This is a genomic window from Fructilactobacillus sanfranciscensis DSM 20451, from assembly GCF_001436035.1.
In the GTDB taxonomy this organism is placed as follows: Bacteria; Bacillota; Bacilli; order Lactobacillales; family Lactobacillaceae; genus Fructilactobacillus; species Fructilactobacillus sanfranciscensis.
Genome location: NZ_AYYM01000002.1, coordinates 112,265 through 127,167 on the forward strand (window position 1 = coordinate 112,265; position 14,903 = coordinate 127,167).

Below are 14,903 nucleotides of genomic sequence, written 5' to 3' on the forward strand. Positions count from 1 at the left end.
TAATTATTTATTTATTTATTAGCAGTTTAATTCTAGCAAAACTTATTTTTGTTAATCAACTGAAGTTATTTTATGAATGTCGACATTATCAAGTTGATCACTTACAACGTTGATAACTTCTAGAGCTTCATCAATTTGACTTCTAGTCAAACCCAAAATATCAAAACACTGATTAACATGTGCATAAATTTCTTGTTCCATTTTTTTGGCATAATCAGTGATATTAATATTAACTACACGCTCATCTTTGGTTGAACGTGATTTAATTACCCACCCATTTTTTTGAAGTCTTTTTAATAGCGGAGTAAGTGTCCCACTATCAAGATCTACGTAAGATCCTAATTCACGGACTGTAATTGGCGTATGTTTCCAAAGAACGAGCATAAACGCATACTGAGGATACGTTAGCCCATAATTTTCCAAAACATGTTGATAAAATCGATTAAATTTTTTATTTGCATTATAGATGCCAAAACATAATTCTCCATCTATTTGTCTAATTTCTGCCATAATACATTACTCCAATCAATAGTTAGTTATGTACAACTTAGTTATTTATATACTAAACTATGATTTAACAACTGTCTATAGCAATAAAACGATTGTTGAAATTTAAAAAGTCCTGTCTTGAGAGACAGGACTTCTTTATTATTATTCAAAAAATACTCGACTGTGTGCAGTTTCGTTGTAAATATCAAAACGACCTTGTTTTAATTCTACTTTATACATGTCAGTTTTTTTAGTTTCATTTTTTGCAAAATTCATCAATTCGTGTTCCACACTACTGTTATCTTTGTGACCTTCAGAATTTAATAATTCTTCTTGGACACGGGGATACTTTAAAACTTCTTCTAATTTCTTTTCAAGTTTTGCACCATCAGTTGTAAATTCTTTCATAGTAAATAATTCCTACATAATTGTATTTCCCCCATTATAGCATTTAAAAATAAAACATCCTTAGCTAATCTAGCTAAGGACGCCTGCGCGCGGTACCACCTTTATTTTTAGTATTCTCACAAATACTAACTCACTAAGTCTAAAATTACTTTTTAGCTGATACAAAAAAACGTCCTTGGTTAATTAACCAAGGACGTTTTACACGTGTTACCACCTATTTTCCCAATTACTTCTAATCGGCTCAAAAAGTATAATTTTTATACTTAAATGCGGTAATGGGCACGGCCAGCAAAAACTCAAATTCGCCTTTGCAACTTGTAGACTACTTTCATTAAAAAATTGTTATCTCTTTTCACCACCAGAGACTCTCTGAAACAAAATTAAAAACTACTTTTCTACGCTTCGCTTTTTTTATTAATTTGTACTATAAATGATAAGTTAAATGGTGTCAATCGTTTATTTAATTAAAATTAGCAGTCCTACAATTGCAATTAAAACAATTAGGATTGCAAAAACTTTTTCCCAAGCATTAAAGATTTGCTGATTAGGATTATATTCCTTTCGGGCATACATAAAAACCGGGATTCCAATTGCATAAATTACAAAAGCAATTGTTAAGTACTTAATTCCAGCAGTATATCCCATAAACAAAGTTCCAATGATTGCTAAAATTGCAATAAATAATGCTGCATACCTTGATACATTAATTGCATTTTTATCTGGGTTAAAGGTCTCTTCTTTCATACTAATTTTAGCTAAATAAAGCATTGAAATTAAATATGGTGGAATAGTCATTGTTGCAACAATAGTTAAAGTTGTATCAAAAGCACGCCCTGCAAAATGAGTCATAATAATTATGATTTGAATTACGATAACCGTCATAATTAATGATGATTTTGGAACATTATGTTTACCAATTTTTTGAAAAAACATAGGAAAAGTTCTATCTTCTGATGCTGCCCTAGGCATTTCAGATAACAATAAAATCCAACTTAGCCAACTTGCCAAAACAGCTACAATTACTCCAAAAGTAATAATTAATCGGCCAATTGGTCCTAATACGTATTCCAGCAAAATAGCAGTTGAAGGACTGGGGATATGCGATAGCTGACCATAACTAGCTATTCCTAATGGTAAAATTGAAACTAAAGCATATAAAACTAAGCACAGAATAAATCCATCACGAGTGGCCCTTCGCACTGATTTTTGACTTTTGGCACTTCCAGAAAGGACAACGGCACTTTCTACTCCGGAAAAAACCCAGAGAGTGGTAAGCATTGAGCTTTTTATTTGATGGAATAATCCACCCAAATCACGATCATGAATTTTGGGTGGATTATTTGATGCCATTGGATTAGTGACAAAGACATGCCAATTGAATGCTACAATCATTGTAATTATAAAGGTTGCAATGATTAATAACATACAAAAAGTGCCGATTAGATCAACTTTACTTGTCGTTCTGATACCTTTTAAAATCAAAAATGTCATAGTCCAGAGAACTATCGTTCCACCCAAGATTGCTAGCCAATTATTACCGCCTTTGAACATTCCTGGCCAAAAAGCATCAAGTGTAGACATTAATAGAACCGAATATGCTGCAATCGCAAATGATTGGCATATCCAATATCCCCAACTAACAAAGAAAGCGGCAAATTTGCCAAATCCTGCCTGAGCATAATGATAAAGACCCGTCGTATACTGCGGTCTAAGTTGTGAAAGAATCATAAATGATCTAACGATTGTCCAAATGATAATTCCAGTAATAATCCAAGCTAATACTTGTGCTACTAAACCAGCGTGCAATGCCATATTTTGTGGAAGATCATAAATTCCCCCACCTACCATAGCTGATAAAACGAAAGCAGTTAAACCTAATCTTCCAATTTTTTCATTTGTTTTATTTTCCAAACTGCACCTCTTATAATTTTCAACATCTATTAATTATAGTTGAATTATTCAACTATCGCAATGTTATAAGAATTAGAAATTTTGTATATTACAACTAATTAAATTTGAAATGCTTTTTTACATGATAGTGTTTATGAGAATAAGTTGTATGCCATTTTTTATATTTTTTTACATGATATTTTGAATAATTAGCTGGAGAAGGAACTGTCATAGATGTATCAACCGTAGAACGTCCAGTTTCATAATCGAAAACAACACCCGGTTGAACATTATATAAATAACGATTAAAATGCATTGTTCCATCTGTACTTGTGGCTTCAACCCATACCCCTTTCGCCATCAAATCCAATCCCTGATAAACTGGTGTAACTTGATAAACAACTTTTTTATTCTCTTCTAAGGCATCACGAACCTTTTCTTCTGTAATTTGCATTACTTTTTGGTTGGAAAACGCAGATTGAGTAATTAAATTCTTTGGATTATCAATTGATCCCTTAGCACCTTTTTTGTAATTACCATCGCTATTTAAATTAAATGTACATGTATAAGCAATCAAATGTCCCCGATTAACTGGAAAAACACGTTCACCGTTTATTTTTTTGGCCTGATTATTCCAACCAGTTGGTTTGAATATTTGTGATGCTCGCCCACTTGATTTACCTAAATTATTTTTTGTTAAATAAGCGGTTGCAGTTCCCGCACGGTTTAAATTATCTAAATTTGAGTAATCAATTTTATTATCATGATAATCACTTGCTGAAATTGTTTCAGGATCATCACTATTCAAAATATCATAAGCTTGTGATCCCGACTGATAATTTTCATTAGCTAACTCTGTATAGGTTCCAGTTTGATTTGGTTCCAATGAAGCGTTGATAGTTGGGGTTAAAATTACCAAAGCAATTGTTGTAACTAACACCGAAGTTATAATTCGTTTCTTAATTTTCATAAAATACTCTCTCCTAACATGTACGAACGTATGTTTCTATTTTAGCAATAAAAAACAAAATAAAAAAGCCTGTTTCCAGACTTTTATGATTAAGCTTCAAAAACAATTTTACCTTTGCAAAATGTCATTTCATTTTCTGCATTTACTTTAGCACCAATAAATGGGGTATTATTACCCTTTGAACGCATTTCAGCTTCATTAATTTGTCGCGAACTAGCTAAATCCCAAATCGCAAAGTTGGCAATATTACCAATTTTAATTTGATTATCATCATTGAGTTTGAAAATTTTCGTTGGATTATAACTCATCCATTTAATTAGTTGCATTAAAGTAATTTTTCCAGTTTTAACCAACTTGGTATATAACAAAGGAAATGAAGTTTCAATTCCAGTAATTCCAAAAGCTGAATGGATAAATGATTCACCTTTGTCTTCATCAGTATGTGGAGCGTGATCAGTTGCAATCATATCAATTGTTCCATCCAAAAGCCCTTCTAATAAAGCCACACAATCACTTTTATCTCGTAAAGGTGGATTCATTTTAAACATTGGATTATCAGCTTTAATCATTGAATCGTCGAGTAGTAAATGATGAGGTGAAACTTCTGCAGTCACATTAACTCCATCTGCTTTTGCTCGCCTAATCAATTCTACACTACGCGCTTTAGAAACGTGACAAACATGGTAATGAACCCCAGTAACACGTGCTAATTCTAGATCACGAGCCAATTGACTTGTTTCAGCAACATCTAGCGAACCTTTCATTCCAAGACGGTCAGCCGCTCTACCAGCGTTCATTACTCCACCATTCATTAAAGCATGGTCTTCAACATGTGCTGCCAAAGGTAATCCCGTTTTTTCGATTGCAACCATTGCATCATACATAGTTTTTGCAGTTTGGATACCAAACCCATCATTGCTAAATCCAATCGCACCTGCTGCTTGCATAGCTGCAAAATCAACTAGTTGTTCTGTTTTTTCATCATAGGTAACAGGAGAATATTGCTCAACTTTAATAACTCCTTTTTTCTGATTATCTGCAATCATTTTTTTTAGAAGCTGAGGCGTATTGGGAACTGGCGTAACGTTGGGCATTGCACAAACAGTTGTGTAGCCACCATGAGCTGATGCTTCACTTCCAGTTTCAATAGTTTCTTTTTGCGTTTGTCCTGGATCTCTAAAGTGAACATGCACATCAACTAGTCCTGGTAAAATCGTTTTACCTTTCGCCTCAATCACTCGATCAACATTTAAATCAAGATCTGTTTCAATTTTAACGATTTTACCATCTTCAATTAAAACATCACGTTGTAAAAGTTTTCCACTTTGAAAAATATCTGCATTTTTAATTAAAATTTTCATTTTTAATCAACTCCTAAAAGATCCGTTTTATTGATAATTCCCTTTGCAACCATAACATCTGTTAGAATCACCATTCTCATATACATTCCATTTTCCATTTGTTTGAAAATTCGTGATTTATCACTTTCAACTAAGTTAGAATCGATTTCTACCCCACGATTTACCGGTGCAGGATGCATAATAATCGAATTTTCTTTCATTGTGGCATAACGCTCTTTTGTTAATCCATATTTTTGATGGTATTTACCTTCATCAAAATCATTTAATTCATCACCTAATCGTTCTTTTTGAACTCTAAGTAGCATGACCACGTCTGAATCTTGTACAACTTCATCAACCGTCAAATGTGCCCCATATTTTGCAAATTTATCATCGTACCATTGATTAGGACCGGCAAAAGCAACTTTAGCGCCTAATCGAGTCAAAAGTTCCATATTGGAACGAGCAACTCGTGAATGATTTAAATCACCAATAATCGAAACTTTAATATCTTTAAAAGTTCCAAATTCTTCATAAATAGTCATCATATCTAATAGTGATTGAGAGGGATGTTGACCACTTCCATCACCTGCATTTACAATACTAATATCTAAATTTTGTTTTAATAAGTCATTATAATATTCATTTTCAGAGTGACGAATCACAGCTAAATCAACTCCGATAGCTTGGATGGTTTTAACTGTATCTTCTAAAGTTTCACCTTTGGTTACAGAACTAGCATTTGCATCAAACTGTAAAACTTGCATCCCCAAACGTCGTTCTGCCATATCAAAACTAGTATGTGTTCTAGTACTATTTTCAAAAAATAGATTCATCGCATAAACCGGACGATTAAGAGTTATCCTTTTTCCCGCTTTAAATAGCTGAGCAAGCTTAATTTTATGTAAAACTTCCATTTCGCTCATATCTGCAACTGTAACTAAATCATGTTGATATTTAAAAGCCATGTTGTCCCCCTAAAATATTATCTATTAAAGAAAATTACATAAATAAAAGACATGCTACCATTAACGTAGCATGTCTCAATTAAATTCAACATTACCAAGTTAACTTATCGACCTCTCTGGATCAAATTAAAGCACCTTTATTTATTGCTACTAACTTTATCCAATCTAATAAAAAAAGTCAAATATATCTTTTGATTGACTTTTCAAAATAACTTACTTATTATTAAGAAAATTAATCTTAATTTGGTTCAGAGAAACCAGAAGATGTTCCTGATAATTTCAAAAATAAAATGCACAATTTTGACTATTGATTTTCTCTGAACTTCGTCAAATTTGTGCATTTTTTTCTAAAAGGAGTTTACTATGACAGATATTTCTATTGCAGCAACGATTGGAAACGAAAAATATGAGCACCCTTTTATTAATGCTGCTGGGGTCTATGATGAAACTGCTGCACAAATGAACGAAATCTTAGATTCTCAAGCAGGTGGAGTAACTACTAAAAGTGCAACCTTAGTTTCTCGTCCTGGCAATCCACTTCCTAGATATTTTAATACAGAATTAGGAAGTATTAACTCAATGGGCCTTCCAAATCAAGGATTAGACTACTACCTTAATTATATTGAGGAAACTAATACTGATAAGCCAATCGACTTATCAATTTCAGGAACTTCAATGGCTGATAATTTAAAGGCTTTAAAAAAAGTACAATCGAGTAATTTCAATGGTTTGACTGAATTAAATCTTTCTTGCCCAAATGTAATTGGTAAACCACAAGTTAGTTATGACTATGATGCAATTGAGGATACATTAGCTGCTGTGTTTGAATTTTTTACTAAGCCACTTGGTTTAAAACTTCCGCCCTACTTCGATTTACAGCAATATGATGCTGTTGCATCAATCCTAAACAAGTATCCTTTAACTTATATTAATGCAATTAACAGCGTTGGAAACGGTCTTGTAGTTGATGCTGAAACAGAATCAGTCGTCATTAAACCTAAAGGCGGTTTTGGTGGAATTGGTGGTACTTATATTAAACCGGTTGCTTTGGCTAACGTACGTGCTTTTCGGCAACGTTTGAATCCAGAAATTAAAATCATCGGAACTGGTGGGGTAAGTACTGGAAAAGATGCCTTTGAATTAATCCTTTGTGGTGCTGATATCGTTGAAGTTGGTACAATTCTTGCAAAGGAGGGTCCTGCAGTCTTTGAAAGATTAGATACAGAATTAAAAGCAATTATGGAAGCAAAAGGTTATCAAAAGCTAAGTGATTTTCGTGGTAAATTAAAAGAATATCAAGAATAATTAATTTAAATTAAGAACCTATTTAGGTTCTTTTTATTTAGGAGGAATATCAATGACAAAATCATTAGATGAACATCAAAAATGGCTTGTAAACTTTTACAAGAATCGCGATTGGTACAACTACTCTTCTTTAATTCGCTTAAACTTTCTTTCTGAAGAAGTTGGCGAATTGAATCGTGCAGTTCGTAGTATTGAATTAGGACGAGATCATCCAGGTGAATCCCAAAAAACTGAAGCAGAATTACAATACAACCTACGCGAAGAATTAGCAGACTGCTTAGATCAAATCTTAATTATTGCCGATAAATACGGAATAGACCCTCAAACTTTAATTAATCAAAGTGAAACTAAAATTAAAGCTAGATTTAATTTACCTGACTAATTTAATTTTACATAACCAAAAAGACGAGTAATTACTCGTCTTTTTGTGTATAAATATTTAGTTATTTTTACGAATTTTAAATCCTAATAATGTAACAAAACTAATCAAACCTAACCCGATAACTGTCAATAATGAATTTTTTGTTTCTCCAGTTGCTGGTAAAGTATCTTTTTGATTTGTTGGAGTAACTACTTTTACAACTTGATTATCAACGGGTTTCACATCTGTTTTTTCTGGTTCAACACTAGTAATGTTGTTATTTCGATTATTATTAACATCTGCAGGTTGTGCAGTTTCTTTTTGAACTGGTGCTGCAGGTTGTGCAGTTTCTTTTTGAACTGGTGCTGCAGGCTGTGCAGTTTCTTTTTGAACTGGTGCTGCAGGCTGTGCAGTTTCTTTTTGAACTGGTGCTGCAGGCTGTGCAGTTTCTTTTTGAACTGGTGCTGCAGGCTGTGCAGTTTCTTTTTGAACTGGTGCTGCAGGCTGTGCAGTTTCTTTTTGAACTGGTGCTGCAGGCTGTGCAGTTTCTTTTTGAACTGGTGCTGCAGGCTGTGCAGTTTCTTTTTGAACTGGTGCTGCAGGCTGTGCAGTTTCTTTTTGAACTGGTGCTGCAGGCTGTGCAGTTTCTTTTTGAACTGGTGCTGCAGGCTGTGCAGTTTCTTTTTGAACTGGTGCTGCAGGTTGTGCAGTTTCTTTTTGAACTGGTGCTGCAGGTTGTGCAGTTTCTTTTTGAACTGGTGCTGCAGGTTGTGCAGTTTCTTGGGCTTCTGCTGCAGCTTGTGTAGCACCGTTAACTCGTCTATATGAAGCAGTTCCTAAAATATTTTCCATTACTGAAATTCGACGTGATGTTACACCATCAACAGTTTCTGCATTAATCATATTTCCATTGCCTGAATAAATACCAACGTGATCAGAACCATAACTACCAAAGAAAACTAAATCTCCATATTGAGCATCCGCTGCTGATTCTTGAGTAGTAACTCTATATTGTTCACCTGATGTTCTTGGCAAATTAATTCCATCGGCAGCATAAGCATTTTGAACTAGTGCAGAACAATCAATTCCGCTACGACTGTTTCCTCCATATTGATAAGGAGTTCCTATATAGGCTGATGCATTTGAAACAACATCTGCATTTGCATCAATTGAGTTAACCATGAAAGCCCCAGTACTAATTGCAACTGTAGTTATTCCAGCAATCATCCATTTTTTCCCAGCTTTAAACATTTTATAATGTACTTTATTCATATTTTTACCTCCATTTTTAATTTTGTATTCATTGAACTCGTAAATTTTAACATCAAAATTTACTTAAATTCAGCAAGACTTTAAATCTTAACAAGCTTGTAATCTAAATGAAATTTCACCAATCTAATCATTTGACTTTTGTTGACCAATATCAATAGAATAGGATTGAGAACTTTATTAAGAAAGGAGGAACGCATGGCTAAAAAATCACTAGTTGAAAAAAGTAAACATCCAGCAAAATTTGCAGTTCAAAACTACACTCGTTGTGAACGTTGTGGTCGTCCACGTGCTGTCTATCAAAAATTTCATCTTTGCCGTATTTGTCTTCGCCAATTAGCCCATAAAGGACAAATTCCTGGTATGAAAAAAGCTAGTTGGTAAGCTTTAATCAATGGAGGATATTATTATGAAAGAAATGACATTAGCAACTGCCTACCGCATGCTTAAAAGTCCAAACAAACGGACTAAAAGCCGAGCATTGCGTGTAATTAAAAAAATAAATCTAACAAATAAAGCAAAAAACAGTTAATCATTAAATTGATTAACTGTTTTTATTTTGGATCGTGTTCCAGATGCCATTGTTTTAAATAATTAAGTCGTTGTTTAAAAACGGTTTCTTTTCCTTGTTCTGAAGGTTCGTAATATTCGTGTCCCGTAATTTCTGGCGGATTTGTTTTCATTGCTGTTAATTTATCTTTTTCCCGTTGAGCCATTTTATATCCTTTTCCATAATTAAGATTTTTCATCAACTTAGTTGGTGCATTTCTAATTTGTAAAGGAACAGGTAAATTACCATATTTTTTCACGTCAGCAGCTGCTTTCTGGACTGCTTTGTCAATTGCATTTGATTTCGGTGCTAAAGCTAAATATACAGTGGCTTCAATAATGGCATCGTCACAATCTGGCATACCAATTAACTTTATGGCCTCAGTTGCATTAATACAGACATTTAAAGCTTGTGGGTCAGCTAGTCCAACATCTTCACTAGCAAATCGAACCAATCTCCGCATGATAAACATCGGATCTTCTCCGCCATCTAACATCCGACTTACCCAATAAACGGCAGAGTCAACGTCACTATTTCGTAAAGACTTATGCACCGCCGAAATAATATTATAGTGTTCTTCACCTTTTTTATCGTATAGCAATGATTTACGAGTAATTAGCTGTTGTAAATCTTCAAGAGTGATATCAACTTTTTTACCATCTTGCTTACCATTTTCCACGGCCATCTCTAAAGTATTTAAAGCCGATCGAGCATCCCCATTTGCAAACTCAGCAATTGCCATTAGATTATCTTCACTAATTTTGACTTCTAAGTCGCCGTATCCTCTTGGGCTATGAATTGCTTGTTTTAATAATTGAACAATCTCAGTAGCCGTTAAACTTTTTAAAACGAAGACTTTACTTCGTGACAACAATGCTGAATTAATTTCAAAAGACGGATTTTCAGTGGTTGCCCCAATTAAAATAATGCTTCCATTTTCAACATAAGGTAGAAAAGAATCTTGTTGGGCTTTATTAAAACGATGAATTTCATCTACGAAAACGATGGTTTTTAACCCCATTTTTTTATTTTCGGCTGCTTCTTGCATAATTTTACGAACTTTAGTAATACTTGTTCCAACTGCACTAACACTAATAAAATTAGCATCCGTTTCATGAGCAATAATTTGAGCTAAAGTCGTTTTCCCCGTTCCAGGTGGTCCCCACAAAATTAAAGAAGCAATTTGATCATTTTCAATTAGATTTCTTAAAATGGTACCTTTTCCAATAATTTGCTGTTGCCCAATAAATTCATCTAAATTTACAGGACGAACCCGGCTCGCTAATGGTATTCCTTGATTATTTTCTTGATTTTTAAATAATGATTCTTGTTCCATTATCTTCACCTCCTATATAAATAAGGCTGGAAACCAAATTGATTTTCCAGCCTCTTTTAAATTTAATTGTATAAAACAACTGCTTGATAAGCACTCAGACTGCGAACACGTGTTTGTTTATTTAATTCTACATCATTTTTGTTACTTAAGGCAAGCATCCCACTATAAGTTTTAGTAAGTAGTGCTTTATTCTCACTTAGATTTACTAATACGGTAATACAATGATTTTCATAAATCATTTCATAAGCAATAACTTGATTGTTTTCTTCAGTAATTTCGTTTAAATCACCATTAATCATGAGTGCTTTGAACTTACTTGATTGACGAAGCTTAATCATTTGTTGATAAAAGTTAAGCACTGAATTAGGATCTTTCAATTCATCTGCGACATTAATTTCTTTACGATCATTACCTAAAGGTAACCATGGTTTTCCAGTTGTAAATCCAGCATTGTCACTATCATTCCATTGCATCGGGGTTCGCGCATTATCCCGTGATTTTAAATTTACATATTTCAATGCTTCTTTAGTAGTAAAGCCCTCATCAAGAGCTAATTGATAATTATTCAAGGAACTAATATTGTTAAATTCATTAATATTATTGCGTTTGAAATTTTTCATTCCAATTTCTTGACCTTGATAAATAAAAGGATCTCCTGGAAGAAAGAAATACATCATTGCTAGTGCTTTAGCAGCAGTCGGTGTCCGGTTTTTTGCTTTTTTAATTAATTTTGAAAGTACCCGAGGTTGGTCATGATTTTCTAAAACATTTGCAAACCAACCGTCGGCGCTTTTAATGCCCTTTTGACTATCAAAAATTAATTGACGTAACTCAGAAACGGTCCAATCGTTTTGTCCTCTAAGCCATTCATCTCCGTCTTTCATATCAATATTCATGTAGCTAAAATCGAAAATCATTGAAAAGTATCCATGTTTCCCTACTAGTCTTTTCAACTCGGAAGGTTTCAGTCCATATGCCTCTCCAATTGTTACTGCATCATACTTATAAAAGGTTTCTTTTTTTAATTCTGCTAAAAAGTTTTCTAATCCAGGACGATTTTGTCCCTTATGAATTACAGAAACCAAACCATCCTTAGCATCAGCTGGTAATGATGACCAATCTTGATCTTTTTTCAAAAAATTAATTGCATCAATCCGAAAGCTAGCAACCCCCCTTTTTCTAACCACCAATTAATCATTTTATAAATTACTTGGCGGAGCTTAGGATTTTTCCAATTCAAATCAGGTTGTTGAGATGAGAAACTATTAAAATAATAAGTCCCTGGTTCATTTGGAACTGGTTCCCAAGTTGATCCACCGAAAATTGAACGCCAATTGTTTGGCATCTGTCCATCTTCCGTATGTTTAAAAATATAATAATCACGATATTCACTCTCAGGATCTCTAAGAACTTCCTTGAACCATTCATGTTGGATTAGACGTATGATTTACAACTAAGTCCATAATGATTTTAATATGACGCTGTTTAGCTGCTGTTAGTAACTCATCAAAATCAGCCATCGTACCAAAGATGGGGTCAATTGCTTCGTAATCAGCTACATCATAACCCATATCATACATTGGCGGGCGATTTGTAAATTGGAGAAAGCCAAATCGTAGTAATGCCTAAATCTTGCAGATAATCCCTTGAAGATCGCCTACTCCATCACCATTACTATCTTGAAAAGAACGTGGATAAATTTGGTAAAAGATCTCATCTTTCCACCATTTTATTTTTTTAGTTTTCATTATAATACCCCAAAATTCATTTTATCCTATTCAAACACAAAAGAGCCTTTCTAGCAATACTAGAAAGACTCTTTTTATTACAACTTATTTTTTTAATTCTTTATTTAACTTTTCAGCTAATTCTTCAAAGCCTGGTTTACCAAGTAAAGCAAACATATTTTTCTTGTAAGCTTCTACACCTGGTTGGTTAAATGGGTTAATTCCATTTAAGTAGCCAGAAATTCCAACTGCCACTTCAAAGAAGTAGATCAAGTAGCCTAAACTGTATTCAGATTCATCAGGAACTTCAACAGTCATAACCGGAACTCCACCATCGTTATGAGCTAACACAACTCCTTCATAAGCTTTATCGTTAACTTCATTCATTGATTGACCTTTAAGGTAATTCAAACCATCAAGATTTTCTTTATCCATAGGAATTTCAACGTTGTAAGGTGGTTGTTTAACCTTAATCACTGTTTCAAAGAGATTACGTAATCCTTCTTGAATGTATTGACCTAATGAATGTAAATCAGTTGTAAAGTTAGCTGAAGATGGGTAAATACCTTTTTGGTCTTTACCTTCTGATTCACCCATTAATTGCTTCCACCATTCAGAAAACATCCGAAGATTTGGTTCGTAGTTTTCACATAATTCAGTAACATATCCTTTACGATATAAAATGTTACGAATTGCAGCATAACGATAAGCATCATTTTTAGTTAAATCTGTATCAACGTAATCTTTAGATGCATCATCGGCACCCTTCATTAATTGATCAATATCAGCACCAGTTGCTGCAATTGGAAGTAATCCAACTGGAGTTAAAACAGAGAAACGTCCACCAACTCCATCAGGAATAACAAATGATTCATAACCTTCTGCTTCTACTTCAGTTCGTAAAGCACCACACTTTGCATCAGTAGTTGCATAAATTCTTTTATCTGCTTCTTCTTTACCATATTTACTGATTAATTTTTCTTTGAAAATTCTAAAAGCAATCGAAGGTTCAGTTGTCGTACCTGATTTTGAAATAATATTAACTGAAAAATCTTTATCACCGATAAAACCTTCAAGTTCGTGCAAGTAAGATGCACTTAAGGAGTTACCCGCAAAGACAACTTGAACGCCACCTTTACGTTCTGCTTTAGATTTAGCATTGTAAAAATCACCTTGTAAAAAGTCAATTGCTGATTTAGCTCCAAGATATGATCCACCAATTCCAATCACAACTAATACTTCAGAATCATTTTGGATTTTTTTAGCAGCTGCTTTGATTCGAGCAAATTCTTCTTTATTATAATCATTTGGTAAATGTAACCAATCACGAAAATCTGCTCCTGCACCAGTACCTTCACGTAATTCTGTGTTTGCAGCATTTACCATTGCTTGCATTTCTGGAACTTCGTTTTCGTGAACAAATTTGCTTACTTTTGAATCATCAAATTTAATATAAGCCATTATCTATCATTCTCCTAAAATAAATTAAATATTATCTTTTTCGTCAAGAGCTTTCTTAGCAAGGACAAAGTCCCCAAAAGTAGCTGAACCGTTATGAGCAATTTCTGGAGCAGTAATGTATTTTTCAAGTGAACCAACACTGAGGTAATTGTTAAACAATAGCGTAAATTGTGCTCTTACCTTAGCAATGAATTCTGGGGTACATACTCCACCACCTAAAACAACTTTGTTTGGTCTAAATGTAACTGTTAAATCTACAACAGCTTGTGCTACGTAGTAAGCAATAATGTTCCATTTAGGATCATTAATAGGAGTTTGACGACCTTCAATACCATCACGTGCTTCGAAAGTAGGACCTGAAGCAACTCCTTCTAAACAGTCACCATGCCAAGGACAAATACCCTTAAAATCTAAATCATCACGATGACGTTTTACTTTGATATGACCAAATTCTGGTGTACCCATTACACCTAAGAAATCAATGTTACTCCAACCCTTTTTAGGTGTTTTAATAATCCATCCGTAGGTTTCAGAATTTTTATCAACATCAATTGGTCCAAAAGAAGCAATCCCAAAAGCATCGATATCAAATTTCTTAAAATATCTAATTACTTTTGCTAAAGTTTCATCTGGAGTTGTAGTTGGAAATTGAGTTTGGTCAATCACGTTAAAGTTTTCGTCACCAACTGCACAAACAAACTTAGTTCCACCTGCTTCCATATAACATACTATCGTCCTCCTCGGAATAATTACTTATTAAGTGACTATATTATAATTCTTACTGAAACCGTTTTCAACGATTTTATAATCATTTTAAAAAGTACTTTAT

The 14,903-nt window shown here is 33.7% G+C and carries 16 protein-coding genes, 1 pseudogene and 1 other annotated feature; of the genes and pseudogenes, 4 read left to right on the forward strand and 13 right to left on the reverse strand.

Going from position 1 to position 14,903, the window contains the following annotated elements; translation table 11 throughout:
- Positions 1 to 51: 51 nt before the first annotated feature.
- From FD36_RS01400 to FD36_RS01425, 6 genes are all read right to left on the reverse strand, one after another.
- Complete coding sequence (locus FD36_RS01400) at positions 52 to 510, reverse strand: MarR family winged helix-turn-helix transcriptional regulator (protein ID WP_056957636.1); 459 nt, start codon at positions 508 to 510, stop codon at positions 52 to 54.
- Between the two features lie 141 nt (positions 511 to 651).
- Complete coding sequence (locus tag FD36_RS01405; RefSeq protein WP_056957637.1) at positions 652 to 897, reverse strand: hypothetical protein; 246 nt, start codon at positions 895 to 897, stop codon at positions 652 to 654.
- Between the two features lie 186 nt (positions 898 to 1,083).
- Positions 1,084 to 1,309 (reverse strand) — a binding site (T-box leader).
- 44 nt (positions 1,310 to 1,353) lie between these two features.
- The gene (locus FD36_RS01410) at positions 1,354 to 2,808 is read right to left on the reverse strand and encodes an amino acid permease (protein WP_225361977.1); all 1,455 of its coding nucleotides are present in this window, start codon (positions 2,806 to 2,808) and stop codon (positions 1,354 to 1,356) included.
- Positions 2,809 to 2,902: 94 nt separating this feature from the next.
- Positions 2,903 to 3,757 (reverse strand): DNA/RNA non-specific endonuclease, encoded by an 855-nt coding sequence (locus tag FD36_RS01415; protein WP_056957639.1) that lies wholly within the window; start codon positions 3,755 to 3,757, stop codon positions 2,903 to 2,905.
- 89 nt (positions 3,758 to 3,846) lie between these two features.
- Positions 3,847 to 5,118 (reverse strand): dihydroorotase, encoded by a 1,272-nt coding sequence (locus FD36_RS01420; protein ID WP_056957640.1) that lies wholly within the window; start codon positions 5,116 to 5,118, stop codon positions 3,847 to 3,849.
- Between the two features lie 2 nt (positions 5,119 to 5,120).
- Complete coding sequence (locus FD36_RS01425) at positions 5,121 to 6,065, reverse strand: aspartate carbamoyltransferase catalytic subunit (protein ID WP_056957641.1); 945 nt, start codon at positions 6,063 to 6,065, stop codon at positions 5,121 to 5,123.
- 363 nt (positions 6,066 to 6,428) lie between these two features.
- Between FD36_RS01425 and FD36_RS01430 the strand changes: the two genes are divergently transcribed.
- Together FD36_RS01430 and FD36_RS01435 are read left to right on the forward strand one after the other, a co-directional pair.
- Positions 6,429 to 7,370 carry a dihydroorotate oxidase gene (locus FD36_RS01430; protein WP_056957642.1) on the forward strand — a complete coding sequence of 314 codons (942 nt, stop codon included), beginning with the start codon at positions 6,429 to 6,431 and terminating at the stop codon, positions 7,368 to 7,370.
- 52 nt (positions 7,371 to 7,422) lie between these two features.
- Positions 7,423 to 7,752 carry a MazG nucleotide pyrophosphohydrolase domain-containing protein gene (locus FD36_RS01435; RefSeq protein ID WP_056957643.1) on the forward strand — a complete coding sequence of 110 codons (330 nt, stop codon included), beginning with the start codon at positions 7,423 to 7,425 and terminating at the stop codon, positions 7,750 to 7,752.
- Between the two features lie 57 nt (positions 7,753 to 7,809).
- Here FD36_RS01435 and FD36_RS01440 read toward each other — a convergent pair whose 3' ends face one another.
- Positions 7,810 to 9,003 (reverse strand): NlpC/P60 family protein, encoded by a 1,194-nt coding sequence (locus tag FD36_RS01440; protein WP_056957644.1) that lies wholly within the window; start codon positions 9,001 to 9,003, stop codon positions 7,810 to 7,812.
- A gap of 195 nt (positions 9,004 to 9,198) precedes the next feature.
- Here FD36_RS01440 and FD36_RS01445 point away from each other — a divergent pair, with 195 nt between their 5' ends.
- Both FD36_RS01445 and FD36_RS06750 read left to right on the forward strand, forming a co-directional pair.
- Positions 9,199 to 9,384, forward strand: a complete 186-nt coding sequence (locus FD36_RS01445) for a type Z 30S ribosomal protein S14 (RefSeq protein WP_014081872.1) — start codon at positions 9,199 to 9,201, stop codon at positions 9,382 to 9,384.
- Between the two features lie 25 nt (positions 9,385 to 9,409).
- Positions 9,410 to 9,532 carry a putative metal homeostasis protein gene (locus tag FD36_RS06750; protein ID WP_014081871.1) on the forward strand — a complete coding sequence of 41 codons (123 nt, stop codon included), beginning with the start codon at positions 9,410 to 9,412 and terminating at the stop codon, positions 9,530 to 9,532.
- 22 nt (positions 9,533 to 9,554) lie between these two features.
- Here the strand turns inward: FD36_RS06750 and FD36_RS01450 are convergent, their stop codons facing one another.
- From FD36_RS01450 to FD36_RS01470, 6 genes and pseudogenes are all read right to left on the reverse strand, one after another.
- Positions 9,555 to 10,886, reverse strand: coding sequence for a replication-associated recombination protein A (locus FD36_RS01450; RefSeq protein WP_056957645.1), 1,332 nt, complete (start codon positions 10,884 to 10,886; stop codon positions 9,555 to 9,557).
- Between the two features lie 62 nt (positions 10,887 to 10,948).
- Positions 10,949 to 12,333 (reverse strand): annotated as a pseudogene (locus FD36_RS01455) (alpha-amylase family glycosyl hydrolase).
- Positions 12,311 to 12,466: an alpha-amylase family glycosyl hydrolase gene (locus FD36_RS07090; RefSeq protein ID WP_479682562.1), complete on the reverse strand. Its 156-nt coding sequence runs from the start codon at positions 12,464 to 12,466 to the stop codon at positions 12,311 to 12,313. Before FD36_RS07090 ends, FD36_RS01455 begins: the two are co-directional and overlap by 23 nt.
- Positions 12,467 to 12,511: 45 nt before the next feature.
- Positions 12,512 to 12,634 (reverse strand): alpha-amylase family glycosyl hydrolase, encoded by a 123-nt coding sequence (locus tag FD36_RS07095; RefSeq protein ID WP_478292501.1) that lies wholly within the window; start codon positions 12,632 to 12,634, stop codon positions 12,512 to 12,514.
- 84 nt (positions 12,635 to 12,718) lie between these two features.
- A complete protein-coding gene (locus tag FD36_RS01465) occupies positions 12,719 to 14,074 on the reverse strand; it encodes a glucose-6-phosphate isomerase (protein WP_056957646.1) in 1,356 nt (451 codons plus the stop codon).
- Between the two features lie 24 nt (positions 14,075 to 14,098).
- The gene (locus tag FD36_RS01470) at positions 14,099 to 14,794 is read right to left on the reverse strand and encodes an ROK family protein (protein WP_056957647.1); all 696 of its coding nucleotides are present in this window, start codon (positions 14,792 to 14,794) and stop codon (positions 14,099 to 14,101) included.
- Positions 14,795 to 14,903 lie beyond the last annotated feature (109 nt).